Genomic DNA, 22,379 nt, shown 5'->3' with positions numbered 1-22,379 from the left:
TATCCCCGTCTTTTCCACGCTTTGACGACGGCAGGACACGGGATAATCACCTTATTAAGCTGTACCGAAACAGGAAGCTCGTATCAGATGACAGACTCCGCTATCACCAAAAAAAGCAAGCGTTCCATCTGGATCCCGCTGCTGGTGTTGATCACGCTCGCCGCCTGCGCTACCGCGGGCTATAGTTACTGGCGTATGCAGCAGGAACCTTCAACCGCTGCGGCCAAAGCCGAACCTGCCCCACCGCCGGCGCCGGTCTTTTTCCCTCTGGACACCTTCACCGTTAACCTCGGTGACGCGGATCGCGTGCTGTATGTCGGTATTACGCTGCGCCTGAAGGACGAAGCAACCCGCGCGCGCCTGAACGATTATCTGCCGGAAGTGCGTAGCCGCCTTCTCCTGCTGTTTTCTCGTCAGGACGCCTCCGCGCTGGCTACCGACGTGGGTAAGCAAAAGCTGGTCGACGCCATCAAGCAGACGCTGGCCACCCCGCTGGTAAACGGTCAACCTAAGCAGGAAGTCACTGACGTTCTGTACACAGCCTTTATTCTGCGGTAACGACATGGGCGACAGTATTCTTTCTCAGGCAGAAATCGACGCGCTGCTTAACGGCGACAGCGATAAGAGTGACGACCCGCAACCGGGTCTCACCGGCGACGATAATATTCGTCCTTACGATCCCAATACCCAGCGTCGCGTGGTACGTGAACGTCTGCAGGCGCTGGAGATCATTAACGAACGTTTTGCACGTCAGTTCCGTATGGGGCTGTTTAACCTGCTGCGTCGTAGCCCGGATATCACGGTCGGTGCGATCCGCATCCAGCCGTATCATGAGTTTGCCCGCAACCTGCCGGTGCCAACCAACCTTAACCTGATTCATCTGAAGCCGCTGCGCGGCACCGGTCTGGTGGTGTTTTCCCCAAGCCTGGTGTTCATCGCGGTGGATAACCTGTTCGGCGGCGACGGGCGTTTTCCGACCAAAGTGGAAGGTCGTGAATTCACCCACACCGAGCAGCGCGTCATTAACCGCATGCTGAAGCTGGCGCTGGAATCCTACAGCGACGCGTGGAAAGCGATTAACCCGCTGGAAGTGGAGTACGTCCGTTCTGAGATGCAGGTGAAATTTACCAATATCACCACCTCCCCGAACGATATCGTCGTCAATACGCCGTTCCACGTGGAGATCGGTAACCTGACCGGTGAGTTCAATATCTGCCTGCCGTTCAGCATGATTGAACCGCTGCGCGAGCTGCTGGTTAACCCGCCGCTGGAGAACTCACGCAACGAAGATCAGAACTGGCGTGAAAACCTGGTGCGCCAGGTGCAGCACTCGCAGCTGGAGCTGGTGGCGAACTTTGCCGACATTTCGATGCGGTTATCCCAGATCCTGAAATTACAACCCGGCGACGTTTTGCCGATAGACAAACCCGACCGCATTATTGCCCACGTAGATGGTGTCCCCGTACTTACAAGCCAGTACGGCACGATTAACGGTCAGTATGCGTTACGCGTTGAGCACTTGATCAACCCGATTTTGAATTCGCTGAATGAGGAACAGCCCAAATGAGTGACATGAACAATCCGTCCGATGAAAACAGCGGAGCACTGGACGATCTGTGGGCTGACGCGTTAAACGAGCAAAAAACGACTCCGACAAAAAGCGCGGCGGACGCGGTATTCCAGCAGTTAGGCGGCGGCGACGTCAGCGGCACGCTGCAGGACATCGACCTGATTATGGACATCCCGGTTAAGCTGACCGTTGAACTGGGACGCACCCGGATGACCATTAAAGAGCTTCTGCGCCTCACGCAGGGTTCCGTTGTGGCCCTTGACGGCCTGGCCGGCGAGCCGCTGGATATTCTGATCAACGGTTATCTGATTGCCCAGGGTGAAGTGGTGGTAGTTGCCGATAAATACGGCGTGCGCATCACCGACATCATCACCCCGTCTGAACGCATGCGTCGTCTGAGCCGTTAAGCATGAAAACCCAGGCAACAATATCACAGCCTTCCGCCGTTCCCAGCTCCCCGCTGCTCCAGGTGAGCGGGGCGCTGTTCGGTATTATTGCCTTTATTCTTATCGCCGCCTGGCTGGCAAAGCGTTTTGGCCTGGCGGGTAAAACTGCCGGCACCCGCGGCCTGAAGGTCAGCGCCAGCACGACGCTTGGGCCGCGCGAACGCGTGGTCATCGTCGATGTGGAAGATGCGCGTCTGGTTCTGGGCGTAACCGGCTCAAACATCAACGTATTACATAAACTGCCGCCCGCCCCGGTCACGGTGGACGAGCGCGCACAAGCCCCTGCGGATTTTCAGTCCGTCATGAAGAGTTTGCTTAAGCGTTCCGGGAGATCCTGATGCGCCGTTTGTTATCCCTGACGCTTGCGGGCGTTGGCCTGTTTGCTCCCGCGGTTTATGCACAGCTGCCCGGTCTGGTCTCCACGCCGATTGCGGGTGGCGGCCAGAGCTGGTCGCTCCCGGTTCAGACGCTGGTGTTCATCACCTCGCTGACCTTTATTCCGGCCATTCTGCTGATGATGACCAGCTTTACCCGCATCATCATCGTTTTTGGTCTGCTGCGAAACGCGCTGGGCACCCCTTCGGCGCCGCCAAACCAGGTGCTTCTGGGGCTGGCGCTGTTTTTGACCTTTTTCATCATGTCGCCGGTGATCGATAAGATTTATACCGACGCCTACCAGCCGTTCAGCGAAGACAAAATTTCGATGCAGGAGGCGCTGGAAAAAGGCGCGCAGCCGCTGCGGGAATTTATGCTGCGCCAGACGCGCGAGGCGGACCTGGCCCTCTTCGCCCGTCTGTCCAACACCGGCGAGCTGCAGGGCCCGGAAGCGGTACCGATGCGCATTCTGCTGCCGGCCTATGTCACCAGCGAGCTGAAAACCGCGTTCCAGATTGGCTTTACCATTTTTATCCCGTTCCTGATTATCGACCTGGTGATCGCCAGCGTCCTGATGGCGCTCGGGATGATGATGGTGCCGCCCGCCACCATTGCCCTGCCCTTTAAGATCATGCTTTTTGTGCTGGTCGACGGCTGGCAGCTGCTGGTTAGCTCGCTGGCGCAAAGTTTTTACAGTTAAGGAACGGCAATGACACCCGAATCGGTCATGATGATGGGCACGGAAGCGATGAAAATCGCCATTGCCGTTGCCGCGCCGCTGCTGCTTGTCGCGCTGGTTACCGGCCTGATTATCAGTATTCTTCAGGCCGCCACGCAGATTAACGAAATGACGCTGTCGTTCATCCCGAAAATCATCGCCGTGTTCGTGGCGATTATCGTGGCCGGGCCGTGGATGCTGAACCTGCTGCTGGACTATATGCGCAACCTGTTTACCAATCTGCCGTACATCATCGGCTGACCTGACGATGCTGCACTTCACCAGCGACCAGTGGGTTCAGTGGCTCGGCGTCTATTTCTGGCCGATGCTGCGCATTCTGGCGCTGATCTCCACCGCCCCCATTCTCAGCGAGAAATCGATACCCAAGCGCGTTAAGGTGGGGCTGGGCATTATCATCACCATTATCGTCGCCCCTTCCCTGCCACCGGTGGATATTCCCATCTTCTCGGCTAACGCAATATGGGTCGCTTTACAGCAGGTGATGATTGGCGTCGCCGTGGGCTTTACCATGCAGCTCGCCTTCGCCGCCGTGCGCACGGCAGGTGAGTTGATTGGCCTGCAGATGGGGCTATCGTTCGCCACGTTTGTCGATCCCGGCAGCCATCTCAACATGCCGGTGCTGGCGCGCATCATCGATCTGCTCGCCATGCTGCTGTTTCTGTCGCTCAACGGTCATCTGTGGCTCATCTCCATGCTGGTGGATACTTTCCATACGCTGCCGATCGGTGATAACCCGGTCAACAGCAATGCCTTCCTCGCGCTGACCCGCGCGGCGGGGCTGATCTTCCTCAACGGTCTGATGCTGGCTCTGCCGATCATCACCCTGCTGCTCACCGTCAACCTGGCATTAGGCTTGCTGAACAGAATGGCACCGCAGCTCTCGGTGTTTGTGATTGGTTTTCCGCTAACGTTGACGGTCGGAATTTTATTAATGTCATTACTGATGCCACTTATCGCCCCCTTCTGTGAACATTTATTCGGCGAGATATTCAATCTGTTAGCGGATATTGTCAGCGAATTGCCACGTAAATAATAGTCCTCACGATTGCTATTGTCTTTCTGAGGATATTCCTAAAATAAAACGCGAAAAACATCTTCCAGGATATATCTGACGCGGTTTAAATGTTTCTAACCACCTCACAATACTTAATATTTACTTTACTTTAAGAAGATTCCTGGCAAATTATACGTAACTTTACGGGATAGTGAGTCCGCCTGAAAGTCTTTGTCATGCTCACAGGTTTATTATTTTTTTCCATCCCGTATGGCTGTTTTGAGCTCTCAGGCAGATGGTGAATTATCGTTACGCATTGAGTGAGGGTATGCCATGTCAACGATCATTATGGATTTATGCAGCTACACCCGGCTAGGGTTAACCGGGTACCTGGCAAGCAGAGGGGTAAGAAAGAGAGACATCAACGATGCACACACCGTTGAAGAACTCGCAGCCGCTTGTGACGAACTCAAACCAGGCGTGGTGTTTATTAATGAGGACTGTTTCATTCACGATCCAGCCAACAGTCAGCACATTAAGCAAATCATTAATCAGCATCCAAAAACCCTGTTTATTGTTTTTATGGCGATAGCGAATATCCATTTCGATGAGTATTTGTTGGTCCGTAAAAATTTATTGATCAGTTCTAAGTCGATTAAACCCGAGTCGCTGGATGACATTCTGGGTGATTATTTGAATAAAGAAGTTAAAAATGTAGGAGCGGTTAACTTACCCACCCTTTCATTAAGCAGGACTGAATCAAGTATGCTGCGAATGTGGATGGCTGGACAAGGAACTATTCAGATCTCTGACCAGATGAATATTAAAGCGAAAACCGTTTCGTCACACAAAGGAAATATTAAAAGGAAAATTAAAACGCATAATAAGCAAGTGATCTATCACGTGGTACGTCTGACCGATAATGTGACGAACGGGATTTTCGTCAACATGCGTTAGTGGCTTAAACCCCTTTGCACCCTACCTTTGATCTCTGGCCTGGCCAGAGATTTTTGCTTTTGCGGACGTGGTCGGGCACGCGCAATGCCACCCGACGCTGTACTATTCCGCTTTCTCAACAAAAATGCCGTCCGGATGCCCCAGTTCGTTAAAAAACCAGATGCCGAGCGGGTAGTCTTCCAGTGAGACCAGGTACATTGTGCCTTCACTAAACTCTTCAATTGCCAGCACCACCCCCGGGCGGCGCGGCCCACCGTCCGTTTTAACGGTTACCCGATCGTTGACCTTCATACATTCCTCCTCTGGTTTTGAGCCAGTGTAGAACAAAACGCAAAAACACACATCGCCGCACGGCGTGAATGGCGTTTTTATACACAGTCTATACTTACCGTGGACACGGTTTAATGAGGAGCCCCGTAATGAAGACCGATAAAGAGTACAGCGACACCATCAAACGCGAGGTCGAGGTGGATGTCGATGCCCTGCTGGCCGCCATCAATGAGATCAGTGAGTCAGAAGTCCGCCGCACGAACGATGGTTCGGACCACGTCATTGTTAACGGGAGGGATTATCACACCTACCGCGAGCTGGCGGAGGCCTTCGAGCTGGATATTCATGACTTTAGCGTGTCTGAAGCAAATCGTTAGCACGAAAAAAATCCCGGTCATGGGGATGGCCGGGATCAAAACTTGCTTATGCAAGAAGCACTTGAAAATTCGTTACACCAGGAAATCTGATGTACAAACAACACTATCCCCAACGATTTTGCATGACAAGCATATATTCTTACGGCGAATATAATATTTTTAACATAATCGTTTTGGTTATGAGCAACAACATACGCCGAATGCGGGTTTGGCTGGATCGGTTCTTCTCAATCCGGTTTAAGCCCAGATATTTTTTAGGAATATTCTTAGATTAAGGCTCACTCGTTTTCGGGAGTTACTATGCTTTCACTCCGGGGTCCCCTGCTGATTTTTTCCGATCTGGATGGATCGCTGCTGGATATTCATACCTATGAGTGGCAGCCCGCGATGCCGTGGCTGGATAAACTGCAGGATAACCAGGTACCGGTGATTCTTTGCAGTAGCAAGAGCGCGGCAGAGATGCTGGATATTCAGCAGGATCTGGGTCTGGAAGGGTTACCGTTTATCGCTGAGAACGGCGCGGTGATTCAGCCTGACGTGCGCTGGGAAATGGGTCAGCGCCACATCAACGGCATGACGCACCGGGAGATTCGTCCGCTTATTGAGCAAATCCGCCAGCAGGCGGGCTTCAAATTCACCACCTTTGACGACGTGGACGAACGCGTCATTAGCGAATGGACGGGGGTGACCCGCTACCGTGCGGCGCTTGCCCGCAAGCATGACGCCTCCGTCACGCTCATCTGGCGTGATTCCGACGAAGCCATGGCCCGGTTTGAAGCGGCGCTGGCGCAACGCGGGCTGAAATGCCTGCAGGGTGCCCGTTTCTGGCATATTCTCGATGCCGGCTGCGGTAAGGACGTTGCGGCTAACTGGCTAATCGCGCAGTACCGTGAACGGGAAAATATTGAACCCACGACCCTGGGGCTCGGCGATGGGCCGAACGACGCGCCGCTGCTGGACAGCGTGGACTTCGCGGTGGTGATTAAGGGGATAAACCGGCAGGGTATTACGTTACGGGACGATAACCCCCGCCGGGTTTATCACACCCGGCAGGCGGGACCGCTCGGCTGGCAGGAGGGGCTGGATCACTTTTTGTCATGATCGTGCCAGACAACCCGGTTACGTCCGTCCTGTTTAGCTTTATATAACCGGGCATCCGCGACGGACTGCAGCTGTTCGAAATCGTAATTTTCGTTTTCCCGGGCGCTGCTGACGCCGAGTGACGCGCTGATGCGCAGGGTCGTACTCTTCTTCACCAGAATCTCCTTGCTGTTGATTCGGCAGCGAATACGCTCCGCGACGCCTCTCGCCTCCTCAAGACCGAGCCCCGGCAGGACGATACAAAACTCTTCCCCGCCCACGCGTCCTGCCACGTCGTTTTTACGCAATGCGCTGGAAATCAGCCCTGCCGAGTGGGAAAGCACCTTATCACCGGCCTGGTGACCGAACCGATCGTTGACGCTTTTAAAATGGTCGAGGTCTAACTGAATGACCGAGAACGGCAACGACTGTTGATGACACTTCTTCGCCAGCAGTTTCGCGCGTTCGAACAGCGCGCCGCGATTATTCAGGCGGGTTAGCGGGTCGTGCCAGGCCTGCCACTTGAGCGAGTGCTGCAGCGTATACATATTGCTGACCATCCGGCGGATCACCAGCCACGAAATCAGCAGCATCGCGGTAAAGAGCGCCCACAGTAATGCCAGTACGATACTGATGCTGCCGAAGTCGCCCTGTACCCCTTCCTGCAGAGTATGGACACGCAAAACCAGGCCATCAAAATGATCGAGCCGCTGCCAGCTGATGAAACGGCTGCCGAGGCGGATGCCACCACCAGTATCGTGCTCGATCGCCTGCGCTATCTGCGCGAGTTCGCGTTCATCGAAATGGTTCACCTGTTTATCTGTCTTTTCAGAGGAGGCAATCATATTGAGCCGGGAGTCGTACAGCTGATACTCCCCCTCCGTACGGTCGTCCGTCGCCTCTGCCAGCAGGCGTTGCATCGTATTCAGCGAAAAATCCATCGCCACCACGCCATACCAGTAGCGATTGAAATAGATGGGGACGCTGGCAGTGATCGTTCGCTCGTCACCGGTCCAGGATGACGGCGTGGAGATAAACCAGCGCACCGCGCGGGAGCGATTGTTACGTTCCGACTGCTGGGTAAACCAGGACTGCGTGACCAGGTGATAATAGCGGGGGATAATATCGCTCGCCTCTGTTAGCGTATCCGTCGAAAGATAAAACCCGGCGCGTGAAACGTAGATCACCCGCGATTCACTATGCCTGCTTGACGTCGCCAGCCTGAGCAGATAACCCACCTCAAGCGCGGCTGAAATTTCATTGCTGATGCGTTCAGCGTCCCGGTTCAGAATCGACGTTTTTTCAACAAACGCATCCGAGACGCCGTTAATCGGAAGTGTGCGATTTCTATCAACGAGGAGCTGCCAGGTGGGACGCATGCGTAATGCGTTAAAGTGCGATACTGCATCGTGCAAAACATTGAAGGCCAGCGGCGTCTGTAGCGCATCGCGCATGCTCTGGCGAAATAACAGCATTTTATCCACGCTGTACTGCAGCTGCCTGTCCAGCGAGCTGGCCACGGTTTCCAGGTGGTTGCGCTGGCTGGAGATATACGCCTCTTCGAGGACCACTACTTCACGCCAGGTCAGGAGGGTTGAAAACACCAGAACAGTGATAAAACAGAGGTTAACAATCAAACCCGGATTGCTACGCTTATGCAGCCATTGCAGAAAAGATCGTCTTACAACAAAGGTATCGCGCTGCACACACACTCCCTGATTACTGCCTTACACCCGGTACTTCAGTTAAAAACGCCCGGCAAAGCCGGGCGTTATGTGATTAAGCCTGATCGTGCTTGCGCTGGCCGTCACCCGGCTGAAGCTCATCTTCACGAAAGGCTTCCTGCTTAATGCTGTAGCCATCATGCCACCGACATTCCACCATTCCGCTGGAATACCCGGTGACAATCATGCGCGGGCCGCCCTTCTTAGGCTTAACTTCATCACTGACCAAAAAGACCATACCTGCCTCCTGTATCAGGGTGAAACTGTTTCAATTTAGACGAGGAATGGTCTTTTTGCACCCTGCGACGGGTAACAATTAGTGCGCCGTACCGCGCATTTTTTCGATCAGTTTCACCGCCGCCACCACGATAGCGCCAACGATAAAGCCCAGCACCAGATTAAGCAGCGTGGGCAGAATCGCTGCCACCACGCTCCCCTGCGCTGAGGCGAAATGTTCGATGGCATGGTGCAGCGGCGCAATGCCGTGGACCACAATGCCGCCGCCCACGAGGAACATTGCCAGGGTACCCACCACTGACAAGCTCTTCATCAGCCACGGCGCCAGCGTCAGTAAGCCTTTGCCGATGCCTTTAGCCACCGCGCTGGATTTCTCCTCCAGCCAGTAGCCGATATCATCCAGCTTCACGATCAGCCCGACCAGGCCGTAAACGCCCACCGTGACCAGAATGGCGATCCCGGAGAGGATCAACACCTGATTCAGCAGCGGCGCATCGGAGACAATGCCCAGCGTAATGGCAACAATTTCAGCCGACAGAATAAAGTCGGTGCGAATGGCGCCTTTGATTTTATCGCGTTCGAAAACTTTCGGATCCTGCGCGGCAAGCGCTTCAAGGCGCTGCTGGCGCGCCTCCGGGGTATCCTTCTGCTTGCGCGAGCTCAAAGAGTGCAGGACCTTCTCCACGCCTTCGAAGCACAAGAATGCCCCGCCAATCATCAGCAGCGGCGTGATGGCCCAGGGGATGAATGCGCTGATCAGCAGCGCCAGCGGCACCAGGATCACTTTGTTCAGAAACGAGCCTTTTGCCACACCCCACACCACAGGCAGCTCACGGTTAGCCCGTACCCCGCTCACCTGTTGGGCGTTAAGCGAGAGATCGTCCCCCAGCACCCCTGCGGTTTTCTTCGCCGCCAGTTTCCCCATCACGGAAATATCATCCAGTAAGGTGGCAATATCATCCAGCAATGTTAATAAGCTACTTCCTGCCAAAATGGTGATCCTTCTTTTTTTGGTAATTAAGTGAATAGTATGGAGCAAAAGCGCAATCGCGGAAACAGGCAGCTTTCGTCAACAAAAAATTCACATCAACTACACAATTAAAGGGCTCGCCAGCGCGATAGTTTTCGCGTTTACTATCAGCGACCTTTTTATTTCGTCGTGAGGGATTATGCGTTTCCGGCAACTGCTTCCGCTTATCGGGGCACTTTTTTCGCTGTATATCATCTGGGGTTCAACCTATTTTGTCATTCGCATCGGCGTGGAAAGCTGGCCGCCGCTGATGATGGCGGGCATTCGCTTCCTCTCGGCGGGTGTGCTGCTGCTGGCCTTCCTGCTGCTGCGCGGACATAAGCTTCCACCGCTTCGCCCAATGCTGAACGCCGCCCTGATTGGCCTGCTGCTGCTGGCGGTCGGGAATGGCTTTGTGACCATTGCCGAGCACCAGAACGTACCGTCAGGGATCGCCGCCGTGGTCGTTGCCACCGTACCGCTGTTTACCCTCTGCTTCAGCCGTCTTTTCGGCATCCGCACCCGCAAGCTGGAGTGGCTGGGGATTGGCATCGGCCTTGCCGGCATTATTCTGCTTAACAGCGGCGGTAACCTGAGCGGGAATCCATGGGGCGCAGTGATTATCCTTATCGGCTCGATGAGCTGGGCGTTTGGTTCCGTATACGGTTCGCGTATCGAACTGCCGACCGGCATGATGGCGGGGGCAATAGAGATGCTTGCGGCTGGGATTGTGCTGCTGCTGGCCTCAGCCCTGACGGGAGAGGAGCTGACGACCCTGCCGCCGTTGTCGGGCTTCCTGGCGGTAGGCTATCTGGCGCTGTTTGGCTCCATCATCGCCATCAACGCCTACATGTTCCTGATCCGTAACGTCTCACCGGCGGTTGCCACCAGCTATGCCTACGTCAACCCGGTCGTGGCCGTGCTGCTCGGCACCGGGCTTGGCGGTGAAACGCTCTCTCCGGTTGAGTGGTTAGCTTTAGGGGTGATTGTTTTTGCCGTCGTGCTGGTGACCTTAGGCAAATATTTGCTGCCGGCAAAGCCCGTGGTTACGCCTTGCGAGGTGGAGAAACCGTAAGCGCGTGGATCCCCTGGGTGTCGATCTGCGCGGCCTGGCCGCCGCCGCAGATCCACTCTTCCAGCCGTTCGCTCAGATCGGCATCGTTCAGCTTTAACCGTCCTCTCAGTGCACACTCCCAGACGATCAGCACTCTCCAGCCCTGCGCGACAAGCGTGGCGAGATCCCGCGCATCTCTCTCAACGTTCTTGCCAATCTTTTCCAGCCAGAAATCGGTGCGCGTCGCCGGGACTTTAAACAGGTAGCAGTCGTGATGATGCCAGAAACAGCCGTGGGTGAAGATAATGCACCGATACGCGTCAATGACGAAATCCGGGCGACCCGCAAGTGCGGGATCCTGCACGCGAAAGTCGAAGCCCGCCTGCGTCAGCAGCCCGGCCAGACGCTTTTCAATCGCGGTGTCACGCGTGCCGATGGCACGCATGTTTTTGCTCCGCGTGGCCTTATCGTGAACGTCCGTCATTGACGGCCTCACCCTGGCGGAGCGCCACCGCCTGTCTGATGCGCGGGGCCAGCAGTTTTGCCACCGCCGCGAACGCGGGCACCACCACCGAGTTGCCAAACTGACGGTAAGCCTGGGTGTCCGAAACCGGAATACGAAAGCGGTAGCCCTGCGGCGTTTCAAAGCCCATCAACCGGGCGCACTCCCGCGGCGTGAGGCGCCGCGGACGGTGACGCTGGTTTTGCGGATCGTCGAAATCTTTCTCGCCCAGCGCTTTATCCCAGCCTCTGTCGATCAGGATTTCCGCGCCGTCTTTATAGTAGCGAGCGGACAGCGTGCGGGTCACGCTGTGCGGATCGTTTGGGTTCACCATGCCAAACCCGAAGCCGTTGCCTTTGGCCTGATGCTTTTTGGCATAGCGGTAGAGGTATTTCCACAGGATCGGGGTAAGGATAAATTTCGCGTCGACCACCGGCTCCAGCAGGTCGGCAATCGTTGGACGACGCTCGGGGTATAAGGAGGGAATATCCCGCAGGGTGAAATCCCCCTTAAGATTGAGATCGCGGCGGAAACCGACGAGCACAATGCGTTCGCGATGCTGGGGCAGGAAGTGTTTCCCGTCGATAATTTTCGGGTCATCCGCGCCCATGTCCTCGGAATCCGCCACGTCATAGCCCAGCTCGTCCAGCGTTTGCATGATAATGCGGAAGGTCTTTCCACCGTCATGGCTCTTTAAGTTCTTGACGTTTTCCAGCACGAATATGGCCGGGCGACGGGCGTCAATGATTCGGGCCACATCGAAAAACAGCGTTCCCTGCGTATCGCAGGCAAAACCGTGGGCACGCCCGAGGGCATTCTTTTTGGAGACGCCGGCCAGCGAGAAAGGCTGACACGGGAAGCCCGCCAGCAGCACGTCATGCGCCGGAATCGTCTGGCGAATGTGCTCGGCGGCTTGTTCATCCGTGACGCCGCTTTTATGGCTCAGGGTAACGTCGCGGATATCGGCGTTGAAATGATGTTCATGCGGATCGCAGTACCAGTTCGCTTTATAGGTGCGTACCGCATGTTTGTTCCACTCGCTGGTAAACACGCACTGACCGCCGATAGCTTCAAAGCCGTGCCGGATGCCACCGATGCCGGCAAACAGATCGATAAAGCGGAAGGCATAGTTCGGGTGCGCGGCAGACGGACGCGGAAGCAGGTCTTGCAGATAACGAAACTCGCTTTCGCTCAGGCGGCGCCCTGCCCGATCGCTGGTCAGCAGTCGCTTAAGGATGGCCGGGCTCCAGTGGCTTTCGCCGTGCGCCACCAGCTGGTTTGCCAGCGTTTTAGCGTCATAAATATCCAGCAGCTGGCGCAGTAATGCCTGCACCGTTGCCGTTGACTTCTCAGCCTGCTCTGGCGCGGGCTCTGTCACTGATCGATTTTCCTGCATTCTTTTAACCGGGCAATAAAGACTGGAAACAGATTACCACAGTTCACTTTCGCAAACTGCGACGGAAGCGGTGTTGAATCTGGCTATCCAGCCCGATGCAGTCGCCCTGTAATTCGGCACTGAGTTTCGCCATAAACTGAATCAGAAAATCGGCGTTGTGCTGCGCGAGCTCGCGCCCGACGTCGGTTTGCATTGTATCAGGCAAGCGCAGCAGCTTAGTCTGAAAATGATCGAGCGCAAACGCCCGGTCATCAAGCGGGCGCGCGTCGGCAAACGGATCGTCCGCGTCAAAAAGCGGTACGCCCAGCGCGCCTGACACGGCAAACACGCGCGCCAGGCCAATCGCCCCCAGCGCCTCCAGACGATCTGCATCCTGGACAATTTTGGCCTCAATCGTGTGCGGCGTCAGGCCGGCGCTGAAACTGTGCGCCTCGATGGCGTGCTCCACGGCGGCATAGCGATCGGACGGGAAGTCAGGGAAATCGCGGTGCAGAATGTCCCGCGTTCTGCGCGCAGCCAGACGCGACGACTGGCTGCGTTCAGGATGATTTTTCGGCAGGCTAACGATGTCGTGAAAATAGCAGGCGGTCAGGATCGTCAGCGGGTCGACGTGGTGATGAACCATGATTTTCTGCGCCGTCAGCCAGACGCGACGGAAGTGTGAAATATCGTGCGCGGTGTCGTCGGTCGCGTGATGTTCATCAAGCCAGGATTCAAAGCGCTGCTGCCACTGTATGAGTTCCATCATCCTTTCCTGTTACGAAAATGGGCACTGAATTATAACATAGCTAAATAAAATAAATTTAAAAATAGAACCCCGAAATACTTAATAATAATTACCCGCAATACTTTCAAGCGATTAATTCATTTGAAAAATAAAGAGATTTTTGGAAATATTTTGTAATATTTTCACTGGTTTAATTACATTTATTTTTGAACCAAATTTACGAGCCATAGAATAGTATCAGACACGTAATTACGGAGGGTGATTACATATATTCATATGAATTATCTTTAAAGGGAATATATAATGAAAAGAAAAGTTCTGGCAATTCTTGTACCCGCATTATTAATGGCTGGCGCGGCAAACGCGGCTGAAATGTATAACAAAGACGGCAATAAAGTTGACCTGTACGGCAAGGTTGACGCGCGTCATACCTTCTCCGACAACGCGGGCGACGACGGCGACGAAACCTACGTGCAGATTGGTTTCAAAGGCGAAACACAGATTACCCGCGATCTGGTCGGTTACGGTCAGTGGGAATATAAAACCTACGCAAATGATACCGAAGACGCCGGGGATACCTCTTTCAATCGTCTGGCCTATGCGGGCCTGAAATATGGCGAATACGGTTCATTTGATTATGGCCGTAATTACGGCGTCGTGTATGACGTTGAAGCCTGGACCGATATGCTGCCGGTATTTGGTGGCGATTCCTACACCTGGACTGACAACTATATGGTTGGCCGTACCAACGGTGTTGCGACCTACCGTAATAATGATTTCTTCGGGCTGGTTGATGGCCTGAACTTCGCGCTGCAGTATCAGGGTGCTAACGAAGGTGCAAACGCTAACGAAGATCAGGAAGGCACCAAAAACGGTCACGACGACGTACGCTTCCAGAACGGCGACGGCTTCGGTATGTCTACCACCTATGACTTCGACTTCGGTCTGACGCTGGGTGCGGCGTATTCTTCCTCTGACCGTACCAACGATCAGGTTGCTTATGGCGCGGGCAACTATAACCGCTTCAGCAAATACGCAGGCGGTGACCGTGCAGACGCATGGACCGTTGGCGCAAAATATGATGCTCAAGGCGTCTATCTGGCGATGATGTACGCGGAAACCCGCAACATGACGCCGTACGGCAGCGACGGCATCGCCAACAAAACGCAGAACTTTGAAGCCGTAGCGCAATACCAGTTTGACTTCGGTCTGCGTCCATCCCTGGCGTGGGTCTATTCCAAAGGCATCGATCTGGGCGGTAACGATTATCACCCACGCAATGGCTATGACTATGTAGACCAGGATCTGGTTAACTACATCGACCTGGGCATGACCTACAACTTCAACAAGAACTTCTCCACCTACGTTGATTATAAAATCAACCTGCTGGACGAAGATGACGCCTTCTACAATGACAATGGTATTGCAACCGATGACATTGTTGGCATCGGCATGATCTACCAGTTCTGATCCCTGAAAATACTAAAGCCCGCATTTGCGGGCTTTTTTGTTTCAAGGGACACTATTTTACGGCGCTTCCTGCAGCGCCACGCGGATAAACCCGTTATTCTGCGCCAGCAGCTCATGGGCTTTCCACGCATCCAGACCGGTCAGCACCATCAACACCGCCGTTTTACAGTGATGGTTACAGCTCTCCAGCGCGGCTTTTGCCTGCGCCCGGGTGCATCCCCCCGCTTCCATCACAATGGCGATTTGCCGTTCAGCCCATTTGGTATTGCTTGCCTCAAGATCCACGCGCAGGTTGCTGTAAACGCGCCCGGTGCGAACGGCCAGCGCGGTGGTAATCATTGAGAGGATCATTTTTTGCGCGATCCCCGCCCTGGTATTGCGATACCCGGCAACCACATCAGCCCCAAGCTCTGGGGCAATTACCATGCTTGCCAGCTGTGCTGCTTCACTTTGTGCATCACCGGTGATGACCGCAACCGGCGCTCCCAACGACCACGCATGCCGCATTGCTCCCCAGACCCACGGCGTTTTTCCGCTGACGGTCACGGCAAGCATCATATCGTGCTCATCAAATTTAATGGCCTGCAGATCAGCCACACCGCGCTCGTAGCTCCCATCCCCCTCTTCTGCCGTCACGGCAATTACCGGCGTTTTCCCCGGCGCATACTCATCTGCAGCCTGTTGTGCGATGCAGCCTGACGGGCCCGCGCCGACAATCAGCAGACGGCCGCCGTGGTTGAGCGCCGAGGCGGCGTTATCCACCGCGCGGGCGATTGTCGTTAAGCAGGGGGTTATAGCAGCAGAAATGCGTGCATCTTCCTCGTGGATAACCTTCAGCATGTCCAGCGTGGACAATCTATCTATATTCATCGTGCTGGCGTGCCGTCTTTCCTTGACTGAACCGGTAAGCGTAATGCTCATAAACAGCCTCCTTATTATGAGTACCCACACACTATAAAGTGTTTTATATAGATGACCTGCGAGTGGGGTCACGAAAAGAAGAGTAAATCGACGCTTTTACATGGCTTTAAGAAAAGCCCATCATCAGCGATAATCACTCCCTTTCTTAATCATCGCGGAGTGTTGATGAGCGATCTGCAGCCTTTCCCTCTGACGCGCAAGCGCCCCATGAAACTGTACACGCTGGTCACGTTGATGGTGTCCGCGATTATCGCCTCGGTGTTGCTGGTAGTTTTTGCGCTCTATTCCGTGCAGATCACCCGGGCGACCCGCGATGATGTAAAAGATACCGCTCTGGGCATCGCCCGCACGCTGGCCGACAGCCCTGAGATCCAGCGCGGCCTGATGCAGTCGCCGCAGGCCGACATCATTCAGCCCATCGCCAAAGCCGTTACCCAACGTAACGATCTGCTGCTTACCGTGGTGACCGACATGCGGGGGATTCGCTACTCGCACCCGAACGAGGCGCTCATCGGCCTGCATTTTATCGGCAACGATCTGGAACCCGCGCTGGAAGGCAAAGAGAATGTCTCGGTTAACCGCGGCGCCCTCGCCGAGGCGCTTCGCGTTTTCACGCCGGTCTATGACAGCCAACACGATCAGATCGGGGTCGTCGTGGTCGGGATCTCCCTAAAAAAGGTGGAAGACCAGATAGCCCGCGGGCGGCTCAACGCGCTCTGGACGATTCTGTTCAGCATCTTTATGAGTTCGATGGCGATATGGGGTCTGGTACGGGTCCTGAAACGCATCCTGTTCGGGCTTGAACCTTACGAAATTTCCGCCCTGTTCGAACAGCGCCAGGCGATGCTGCAGTCGCTTCGCGAAGGGGTGCTGGCCGTCGATATTCACGGCCGCGTGACGATGATTAACCACGCTGCCAGAGAGATATTACTTCTTCCCTCCGGCAAGCAGACCGAAAACACCAGCGAGCCGCTGCTGGCAAGCCTGCGTGAGGTATCGAAAACCGGGATTGCGCGTCAGGATCAGGAGATCAGCTGCAACGGACGACTGCTGCTCTGCAACATGGTGCCGGTCAAAAGCCAGAATCGGGTGATCGGTGCTATCAGCACCTTCCGCGATAAAACGGAAATCAGCCAGCTGATGCAGCGTATTGATGGCATGGTCAACTACGTCGACGCCCTGCGCAGCCACACGCACGAGTTTATGAATAAACTGCATGTGATCCTGGGCCTGCTACACATGAAGCGCTACGACAAGCTGGAGGAGTACATCATCCAGACGGCGCATAATTACCAGACGGACATTGGCACGATCCAGAGCAAGGTAAAGTCCCCGGTCGTTGCCGGGTTCCTGCTGGGTAAAATCAACCGAGCGAAAGAGGCCGGCGTCACCCTGACGCTGGCGGATGAAAGCCTGATACCGGATACCGGCAGTGAAGAGCAGGTTGCGGTGCTGATCACCGCGCTGGGTAACTTAATCGAAAACGCGCTCGACGCGATGGCAGGACAGCAGGAAGGCGAGATTGGCCTGCTGCTGCATTATCAGAATGGCTGGCTCAGCTGCGAAGTCAGCGACGACGGCCCCGGCATTGATCCCACTCAGCTGGAGGCTATTTTTACTAAGGGGTTCTCAACAAAAGGTGAAAACCGCGGCGTTGGGCTGTTCCTTGCTCGCCAGCAGATCCAGAACCTGGGCGGCGATATTACCGTCGAGTCTGAGCCTGGCGTATTTACCCAATTTTTTGTTCACATCCCCTGGGATAGCGAGAGGAATATCGCGTGATAAATGTATTAATTGTCGATGATGACGCCATGGTAGCCGATCTCAACCGTCTGTACGTCAACCGTGTTGAAGGCTTCAGCTGCTGCGGCGTCGCCTCCACGCTCAATCAGGCCAGGGCCTTTATCAATAACCCCAGCCAGCCTGTCGATCTGGTGCTGCTGGACGTCTACATGCAGCAGGATAACGGGCTGGATCTGCTGCCCGATATTCGCGCGTCAGGCCGCCCGATTGATGTGATTATGATCTCCTCGGCCGCCGATGCCGCCACGATCCAGACCTCCATCCACTACGGCGTGGTGGATTATCTGATAAAGCCGTTCCAGTTCCCGCGCTTTGAAGAGGCGCTGAACGGCTGGAAGGCAAAGCACAGTCTGATGGGCTCGCACCAGTATTACGAGCAGGCGGACGTCGACAGGCTGATCCACGGCGGCGCGCCGGAGCTGGCGGACACTAAAAAATTGCCGAAGGGGTTAACGCCGCAAACGCTGCGCACGATTTGCCAGTGGATTGACGGCCACCCGGAGACGGAATTTTCCACCGACGATCTGGCTAACGCAGTCAATATCTCCCGCGTCTCCTGCCGTAAGTACCTGATTTGGCTTGCGCAGATCAACATTCTGTTCACCAGCATTCACTACGGCGCCACCGGGCGTCCGGTGTATCGCTACCGCTTACAGCCGGAACAGATCGGGCTGCTCAAACAGTACTGCCAATAACGCGGTAGCTCTCGTCCAGAAGGGTAAAACGGAAGTGGTGCATCGAGGAGATCACCACTTCTTTTGTTTTGGTCACAAAGATAGCTTCAATATCGGGGCGCGCGCGCAGGGCGGCACAGCCCTTTTCTACCCCCATGCCGTACATCAGCGTGGTCCAGATGTCGCCGTCAATGGAGTCTTTTGAAATGATAGTGACGCTCTCCAGCTCGTTGTCGAGCGGATACCCGGTGCGCGGATCGAGAATATGGTGATAGCGCTTGCCGTTCTGCTCGAAGTAGCGCTCGTACGTTCCCGAGGTCACCACGGAGAGGTTCTCCACCGTCATCGCACCGATAAGCGCGTCACCGGCAAACGGTTTTTTTAGCCCCACGCTCCAGCCCCCTTCCGGCGAGCCTAACGTCTGGATGTTTCCGCCGAGGTTGATCAGCCCCAGCTCAGCGCCCTCTTTGCGCAGGTAGTCCCGCACCCGGTCGGCGATATAGCCTTTGGCGATGGCCCCCAGATCAATCTCCATCCCCGATCTGGTCAGAAACACGCTGGTCTGCGCCTCATCAAGGATGACCTCCTCGGGCCGGGTTATCGCCAGCAGGGACGCAATGTCATCGGCAGGCGGAACGCTGTCTCCCTGAAAGCCAATCTTCCAGCGCTTCACCAGCGGGCCGATCGCCAGGTTAAACGCGCTGTCTTTTAGCATGCTTGCCGCTTTGGCACAGCGGATCAGTTCAAACACCGGACGACTGACGGCAACCGGATGCTGGCCCGCCGCATGGTTGATGTCCATCACCTGGGAATGCGCCCGGTTAACGGTGAGGAGATCTTCGTACTGTTTGATCAGGCGGAAAACGCGGGACGCGAGGGCTTCGTCATGGAAGAAGAGCTTCAGGAGAATGGGCGAGCCCATCAGAACGGCGGAGTAGCTGTAAACGCGATGGCTATCAGGCATTGCATGTGTCCTCAGATGTAGCCCCGGCAGGCACCGCGCCGCCGGGGAGACAGGAGCCTTACGTTCTTTTTGAGCGCATCGCCGCCTGATGTCCTGCAAGGGTACCAAAAATAATGATATCCGCCACCGCGTTACCGCCGATACGGTTGCCGCCGTGGATCCCCCCGACCACTTCACCCGCCGCAAACGCCCCCGGCAGTACGTTGTGGTTGCTGTCCAGCACGCAGGTTTCGGTGTTGATGGTCACGCCGCCCATGGTGTGGTGCACGCCTGGCGCAATCTGAATAGCGTAGAAAGGCCCTTCGTTGATAGGCGCACGCAGCGCGGTGGTACGACCAAAATCGTCATCGTGCTGTTTTTCAACGAAACCGTTGTAACGTTCCAGGGTCGCGAGGAAAGCGTGGTGATCCATACCGAGCGCTTCCGCCAGCGCTTTTGGCGAGCTGGCGCTGGTCACGAAGCCTTTCGCAATATACTCATCCGCGGCTTTGTTTTTGGCACGTACGTGCTCGTCAAAGACGATGTACGCGTATTTCTCCGGCAGCGCGATGATTGACGCCGAGACTTTATCGCGGGTCGACATTTCGTTGTAGAAGCGCTCCCCTTTCTGGTTGACCAGAATCGCCCCGCCTCCGCGGATGGATTCGGAAATCAGGTACGAGGTGTTCTGCTCAACGGTTGGGTGAATTTGGATTTCGCCCATATCCACGGTGCCCGCCCCGATGCGCTCCAGCAGCGCGATACCGCCGCCGGTTGCCCCTTTGTGGTTGGTGGTGACGAACCCTTCCAGATCCGGACGGTATTTGACGACCATCTGGCTGTTGGCGCTGAAGCCGCCCGTCGCCACGATCACGCTTTTCGCTGCCACGGTGACGGTTTCGTTCTCTTCAGTGGTCAGGCGAACCCCGGTCACTTCACCGTTCTCGAAGATGATGTCGCTGACGGAGGTATCCAGCATCACCTCGATGTTGCGTTTGTTGACGTTACGCACCAGGCCGCTGATCAGGTAGCCCCCCACCGCAGAACCGTCTTTTGGACGGTGAGTACGGTCGATGCTCATCCCACCGGTGGTGGTGATGTCGTTCAGCATGATGCCGCGCGTTGCCAGCCACTCAATCGCCTGCGGCGCGTTCTCGACAAAGCGGCGCAGCAGTTCAGGGTTGTTCTTGTTGCCGCCGCCTTTCAGGCTTTCCTGGTAGAACAGCTCTTTGCTGTCCTGAATGCCCTTCACGCGCTGGAAGCGGGTTTCAGCGGCATTCATACCGGCAGAGGCTTTAATGGTGTTCCCGCCGATGGTTGGCATTTTCTCGACAATCAGCACGCTCGCGCCTTCGTCGTGAGCCTGAATCGCCGCCGCCAGACCGGCGCCGCCGCTGCCGACCACCACCACGTCCACGCTGCGGGTTTCGTTCGGGTCCACGCCCTCTTCCGCTGCCAGCGCTTTGCTGGATTTCAGCATCGCTTTAGAGACCGCTTTCTTCACCGCTTCACTCTGGCTGGTTGCACCGGTGATGGCATCCACGTGCGGGGTATTGGCGTCAAGAATGCGGGTACGGATCTCTTCAAAGCTGGTGACGAACTCAACGTCATCGCTCGGGCCAGAGGCCAGCTCGATGTCCGCAATGCGGTCGGTTTCCAGACTGACGTTAATCACCAGTTCGTTCGCGTCGTCCTGCACCTTCTCGGTGAACATGCCCGGTTTGAATTTCGATTCGCCCATGCTCATGTCGCGGATCATCGCTTCCACCAGCGAGAAGCGCCACAGCGGTTCAGGAATGCTCAGTTCCTCGCGTTTGGTGCTGTCCATAAACAGCTCAAGGCTTTCACCCGCCGCGATGCGGTCGGTCCAGTCCGGGTAGGCAATGGTGGCGCGGCCAACGGCAATCAGGTCGTAACCGTGGTCCAGCGCTTCATTCACGTCTGACGCATTCACCACGCCGCCCACGCCCATCACCGGAACCTGCGCCAGGGTTTCAGAGCGCATCGCGCAGTATTTTTCGATCAGCGGCGTCGGGTCCTGGGTGTCGACAATGGACGGACGCAGAGTCGCGCCGACGGAGAAGTGCAGGTAATCCACGCCGCGCGCCGCCAGTTTTTCCAGCAGGTACATGGTGTCTTCAAAGCGGATGCCCGGCACTTCCAGCTCTTCAGGGGAGAAGCGGTAGCCAATAATAAACGCGTCGTCCGCGTACTGGCGCACCATTTTGTGGGTGATGTCCAGCACCGCCAGCGGGAACTTCGCGCGATTGTCGCGGCTGCCGCCCCACTCGTCGTCTCGCTGGTTAGAATTTGGAGAGTAGAACTGCTGAATCAGGTAGGTGTTCGCCCCGTGGATTTCCACGCCGTCAAAACCGGCCTGGATGGCGCGGCGCACGGCTTCACCAAACTTGCCGATCATGCCTTCCACTTCTTCGGCGGTCAGGGCAACCGGCGTTGCGGCACCGTCACGCGGCGCGGCTACGGAGCTTGGGCCAACCGGGGTACGGCCACCGATCAGTTTCGGATCAACCATGCGGCCACCGTGGTAGATCTGCAGCAGGGCCTTAGATCCTTTGGATTTAATGGCCTCGGCGATTTTCGCCAGCCCGGCGATTTTCTCGTCGTTATCAATACCAATTGCCCCCGGGAAGGCAAGGCCGAGATCGTCGACGAAGCAGCACTCCACGATGATGGTGCCAATGCTGCCGGAACGGGCCCGATAGTACTCCACCAGCTCGCTGGTGACGGTGCCGTCATAATAGCCGGTACAGGTGGTCATAGGGGCCATTAACAAACGGTTTTTCAGTTCAGTGCCATTCGGTAATGTGAAGGGGCTAAGAATGCGTTCGTTAGTGCTCATAATAGAAACTCCAAACTTTTAAAAATTGAGAATTCGTTATCGGATTGATTTTTTATTTCGTCGTTTTTTGCCGATGTCATGATATTAATATAATGATTTTTTTAGTTTCTAAAGTTATTACGTTAGTTAAAAAACTATTTAATCCCTGTGATAACACTAATAATACATTGGTGTTAGCGATTGTCATTCATGCATTCACAATATTTTAAAATACGTTAAATAAAAAATGGTAAAACCATTTCACCATAAAC

The 22,379-nt window shown here is 55.4% G+C and carries 23 protein-coding genes and 1 pseudogene; 14 read left to right on the top strand and 10 right to left on the bottom strand.

What is annotated here, in order from left to right; translation table 11 throughout:
• The first annotated feature begins 87 nt into the window (after positions 1-87).
• The 8 genes and pseudogenes from fliL (at position 88) to rcsA (ending at position 5,081) form a co-directional block, all read left to right on the top strand.
• A complete protein-coding gene (gene fliL, locus IM265_RS18550) occupies positions 88-558 on the top strand; it encodes a flagellar basal body-associated protein FliL (RefSeq protein WP_021241388.1) in 471 nt (156 codons plus the stop codon).
• A gap of 4 nt (positions 559-562) precedes the next feature.
• Positions 563-1,567, top strand: coding sequence for a flagellar motor switch protein FliM (fliM, locus tag IM265_RS18545; protein WP_028013703.1), 1,005 nt, complete (start codon positions 563-565; stop codon positions 1,565-1,567).
• Positions 1,564-1,977: a flagellar motor switch protein FliN gene (gene fliN, locus IM265_RS18540; RefSeq protein ID WP_003859592.1), complete on the top strand. Its 414-nt coding sequence runs from the start codon at positions 1,564-1,566 to the stop codon at positions 1,975-1,977. Before fliM ends, fliN begins: the two co-directional genes overlap by 4 nt.
• 2 nt (positions 1,978-1,979) lie before the next feature.
• Positions 1,980-2,354 (top strand): flagellar biosynthetic protein FliO, encoded by a 375-nt coding sequence (gene fliO, locus IM265_RS18535; RefSeq protein WP_193031668.1) that lies wholly within the window; start codon positions 1,980-1,982, stop codon positions 2,352-2,354.
• Positions 2,354-3,091 carry a flagellar type III secretion system pore protein FliP gene (fliP, locus tag IM265_RS18530; RefSeq protein WP_028013705.1) on the top strand — a complete coding sequence of 246 codons (738 nt, stop codon included), beginning with the start codon at positions 2,354-2,356 and terminating at the stop codon, positions 3,089-3,091. The genes fliO and fliP overlap by 1 nt, the downstream gene beginning before the upstream one ends.
• Before the next feature lie 9 nt (positions 3,092-3,100).
• Positions 3,101-3,370: a flagellar biosynthesis protein FliQ gene (gene fliQ / locus IM265_RS18525; protein ID WP_008500315.1), complete on the top strand. Its 270-nt coding sequence runs from the start codon at positions 3,101-3,103 to the stop codon at positions 3,368-3,370.
• A 7-nt stretch (positions 3,371-3,377) separates the two neighbouring features.
• Positions 3,378-4,170 (top strand): annotated as a pseudogene (fliR, locus tag IM265_RS18520) (flagellar biosynthetic protein FliR); the annotation flags it as partial.
• Positions 4,171-4,457: 287 nt separating this feature from the next.
• Positions 4,458-5,081 carry a transcriptional regulator RcsA gene (rcsA, locus tag IM265_RS18515; RefSeq protein WP_013097740.1) on the top strand — a complete coding sequence of 208 codons (624 nt, stop codon included), beginning with the start codon at positions 4,458-4,460 and terminating at the stop codon, positions 5,079-5,081.
• Between the two features lie 102 nt (positions 5,082-5,183).
• Here rcsA and dsrB read toward each other — a convergent pair whose 3' ends face one another.
• A complete protein-coding gene (gene dsrB / locus IM265_RS18510) occupies positions 5,184-5,372 on the bottom strand; it encodes a protein DsrB (protein WP_013097741.1) in 189 nt (62 codons plus the stop codon).
• 128 nt (positions 5,373-5,500) lie between these two features.
• On the opposite strand from dsrB, the gene yodD reads away from it, so the two are divergent.
• A complete protein-coding gene (yodD, locus tag IM265_RS18505; RefSeq protein ID WP_028013707.1) occupies positions 5,501-5,728 on the top strand; it encodes a YodD family peroxide/acid resistance protein in 228 nt (75 codons plus the stop codon).
• Between the two features lie 300 nt (positions 5,729-6,028).
• The gene (locus tag IM265_RS18500; protein WP_045631638.1) at positions 6,029-6,829 is read left to right on the top strand and encodes a mannosyl-3-phosphoglycerate phosphatase-related protein; all 801 of its coding nucleotides are present in this window, start codon (positions 6,029-6,031) and stop codon (positions 6,827-6,829) included.
• On the opposite strand, the gene dgcQ is transcribed toward IM265_RS18500, so the two are convergent.
• The 3 genes from dgcQ to IM265_RS18485 form a co-directional block, all read right to left on the bottom strand.
• Positions 6,814-8,514 (bottom strand): cellulose biosynthesis regulator diguanylate cyclase DgcQ, encoded by a 1,701-nt coding sequence (dgcQ, locus tag IM265_RS18495; RefSeq protein WP_126818444.1) that lies wholly within the window; start codon positions 8,512-8,514, stop codon positions 6,814-6,816. The genes IM265_RS18500 and dgcQ overlap by 16 nt on opposite strands.
• 73 nt (positions 8,515-8,587) lie before the next feature.
• On the bottom strand, positions 8,588-8,770 hold the full coding sequence (locus IM265_RS18490; RefSeq protein WP_028013710.1) for a YodC family protein: 183 nt from the start codon (positions 8,768-8,770) through the stop codon (positions 8,588-8,590).
• Positions 8,771-8,848: 78 nt separating this feature from the next.
• Entirely contained in the window at positions 8,849-9,763 is a 915-nt protein-coding gene (locus tag IM265_RS18485; protein WP_169804339.1) for a DUF808 domain-containing protein, read from the bottom strand.
• Positions 9,764-9,938: 175 nt separating this feature from the next.
• On the opposite strand from IM265_RS18485, the gene yedA reads away from it, so the two are divergent.
• Positions 9,939-10,853: a drug/metabolite exporter YedA gene (yedA, locus tag IM265_RS18480; protein ID WP_028013712.1), complete on the top strand. Its 915-nt coding sequence runs from the start codon at positions 9,939-9,941 to the stop codon at positions 10,851-10,853.
• Here the strand turns inward: yedA and IM265_RS18475 are convergent.
• The 3 genes from IM265_RS18475 to IM265_RS18465 form a co-directional block, all read right to left on the bottom strand.
• Positions 10,825-11,316, bottom strand: a complete 492-nt coding sequence (locus tag IM265_RS18475) for a very short patch repair endonuclease (protein ID WP_041909351.1) — start codon at positions 11,314-11,316, stop codon at positions 10,825-10,827. The genes yedA and IM265_RS18475 overlap by 29 nt on opposite strands.
• Positions 11,297-12,712 carry a DNA cytosine methyltransferase gene (locus IM265_RS18470; RefSeq protein WP_041909349.1) on the bottom strand — a complete coding sequence of 472 codons (1,416 nt, stop codon included), beginning with the start codon at positions 12,710-12,712 and terminating at the stop codon, positions 11,297-11,299. Before IM265_RS18470 ends, IM265_RS18475 begins: the two co-directional genes overlap by 20 nt.
• A 61-nt stretch (positions 12,713-12,773) precedes the next feature.
• Positions 12,774-13,475, bottom strand: a complete 702-nt coding sequence (locus IM265_RS18465) for a phosphohydrolase (protein WP_126818497.1) — start codon at positions 13,473-13,475, stop codon at positions 12,774-12,776.
• A gap of 285 nt (positions 13,476-13,760) precedes the next feature.
• Here IM265_RS18465 and ompC point away from each other — a divergent pair, with 285 nt between their 5' ends.
• Positions 13,761-14,927 carry a porin OmpC gene (gene ompC, locus IM265_RS18460; protein WP_047367847.1) on the top strand — a complete coding sequence of 389 codons (1,167 nt, stop codon included), beginning with the start codon at positions 13,761-13,763 and terminating at the stop codon, positions 14,925-14,927.
• A 57-nt stretch (positions 14,928-14,984) separates the two neighbouring features.
• Here ompC and IM265_RS18455 read toward each other — a convergent pair whose 3' ends face one another.
• Positions 14,985-15,848, bottom strand: a complete 864-nt coding sequence (locus tag IM265_RS18455) for an N-acetylmuramic acid 6-phosphate etherase (RefSeq protein ID WP_193031666.1) — start codon at positions 15,846-15,848, stop codon at positions 14,985-14,987.
• Positions 15,849-16,013: 165 nt separating this feature from the next.
• Here IM265_RS18455 and IM265_RS18450 point away from each other — a divergent pair, with 165 nt between their 5' ends.
• Together IM265_RS18450 and dcuR are read left to right on the top strand one after the other, a co-directional pair.
• Positions 16,014-17,630, top strand: a complete 1,617-nt coding sequence (locus IM265_RS18450; protein WP_045260362.1) for a sensor histidine kinase — start codon at positions 16,014-16,016, stop codon at positions 17,628-17,630.
• A complete protein-coding gene (gene dcuR, locus IM265_RS18445; protein WP_028013719.1) occupies positions 17,627-18,346 on the top strand; it encodes a two-component system response regulator DcuR in 720 nt (239 codons plus the stop codon). Before IM265_RS18450 ends, dcuR begins: the two co-directional genes overlap by 4 nt.
• Here the strand turns inward: dcuR and IM265_RS18440 are convergent.
• Entirely contained in the window at positions 18,327-19,289 is a 963-nt protein-coding gene (locus IM265_RS18440) for an FAD:protein FMN transferase (RefSeq protein WP_047367849.1), read from the bottom strand. The genes dcuR and IM265_RS18440 overlap by 20 nt on opposite strands.
• A gap of 58 nt (positions 19,290-19,347) precedes the next feature.
• A complete protein-coding gene (locus IM265_RS18435) occupies positions 19,348-22,128 on the bottom strand; it encodes a flavocytochrome c (protein WP_193031664.1) in 2,781 nt (926 codons plus the stop codon).
• Positions 22,129-22,379: the final 251 nt, after the last annotated feature.

The sequence above is a fragment of the Enterobacter cloacae complex sp. P17RS genome (assembly GCF_014895885.1).
Classification (GTDB): Bacteria; Pseudomonadota; Gammaproteobacteria; order Enterobacterales; family Enterobacteriaceae; genus Enterobacter; species Enterobacter bugandensis.
This window is presented reverse-complemented; position numbering and strand designations above follow the sequence as displayed.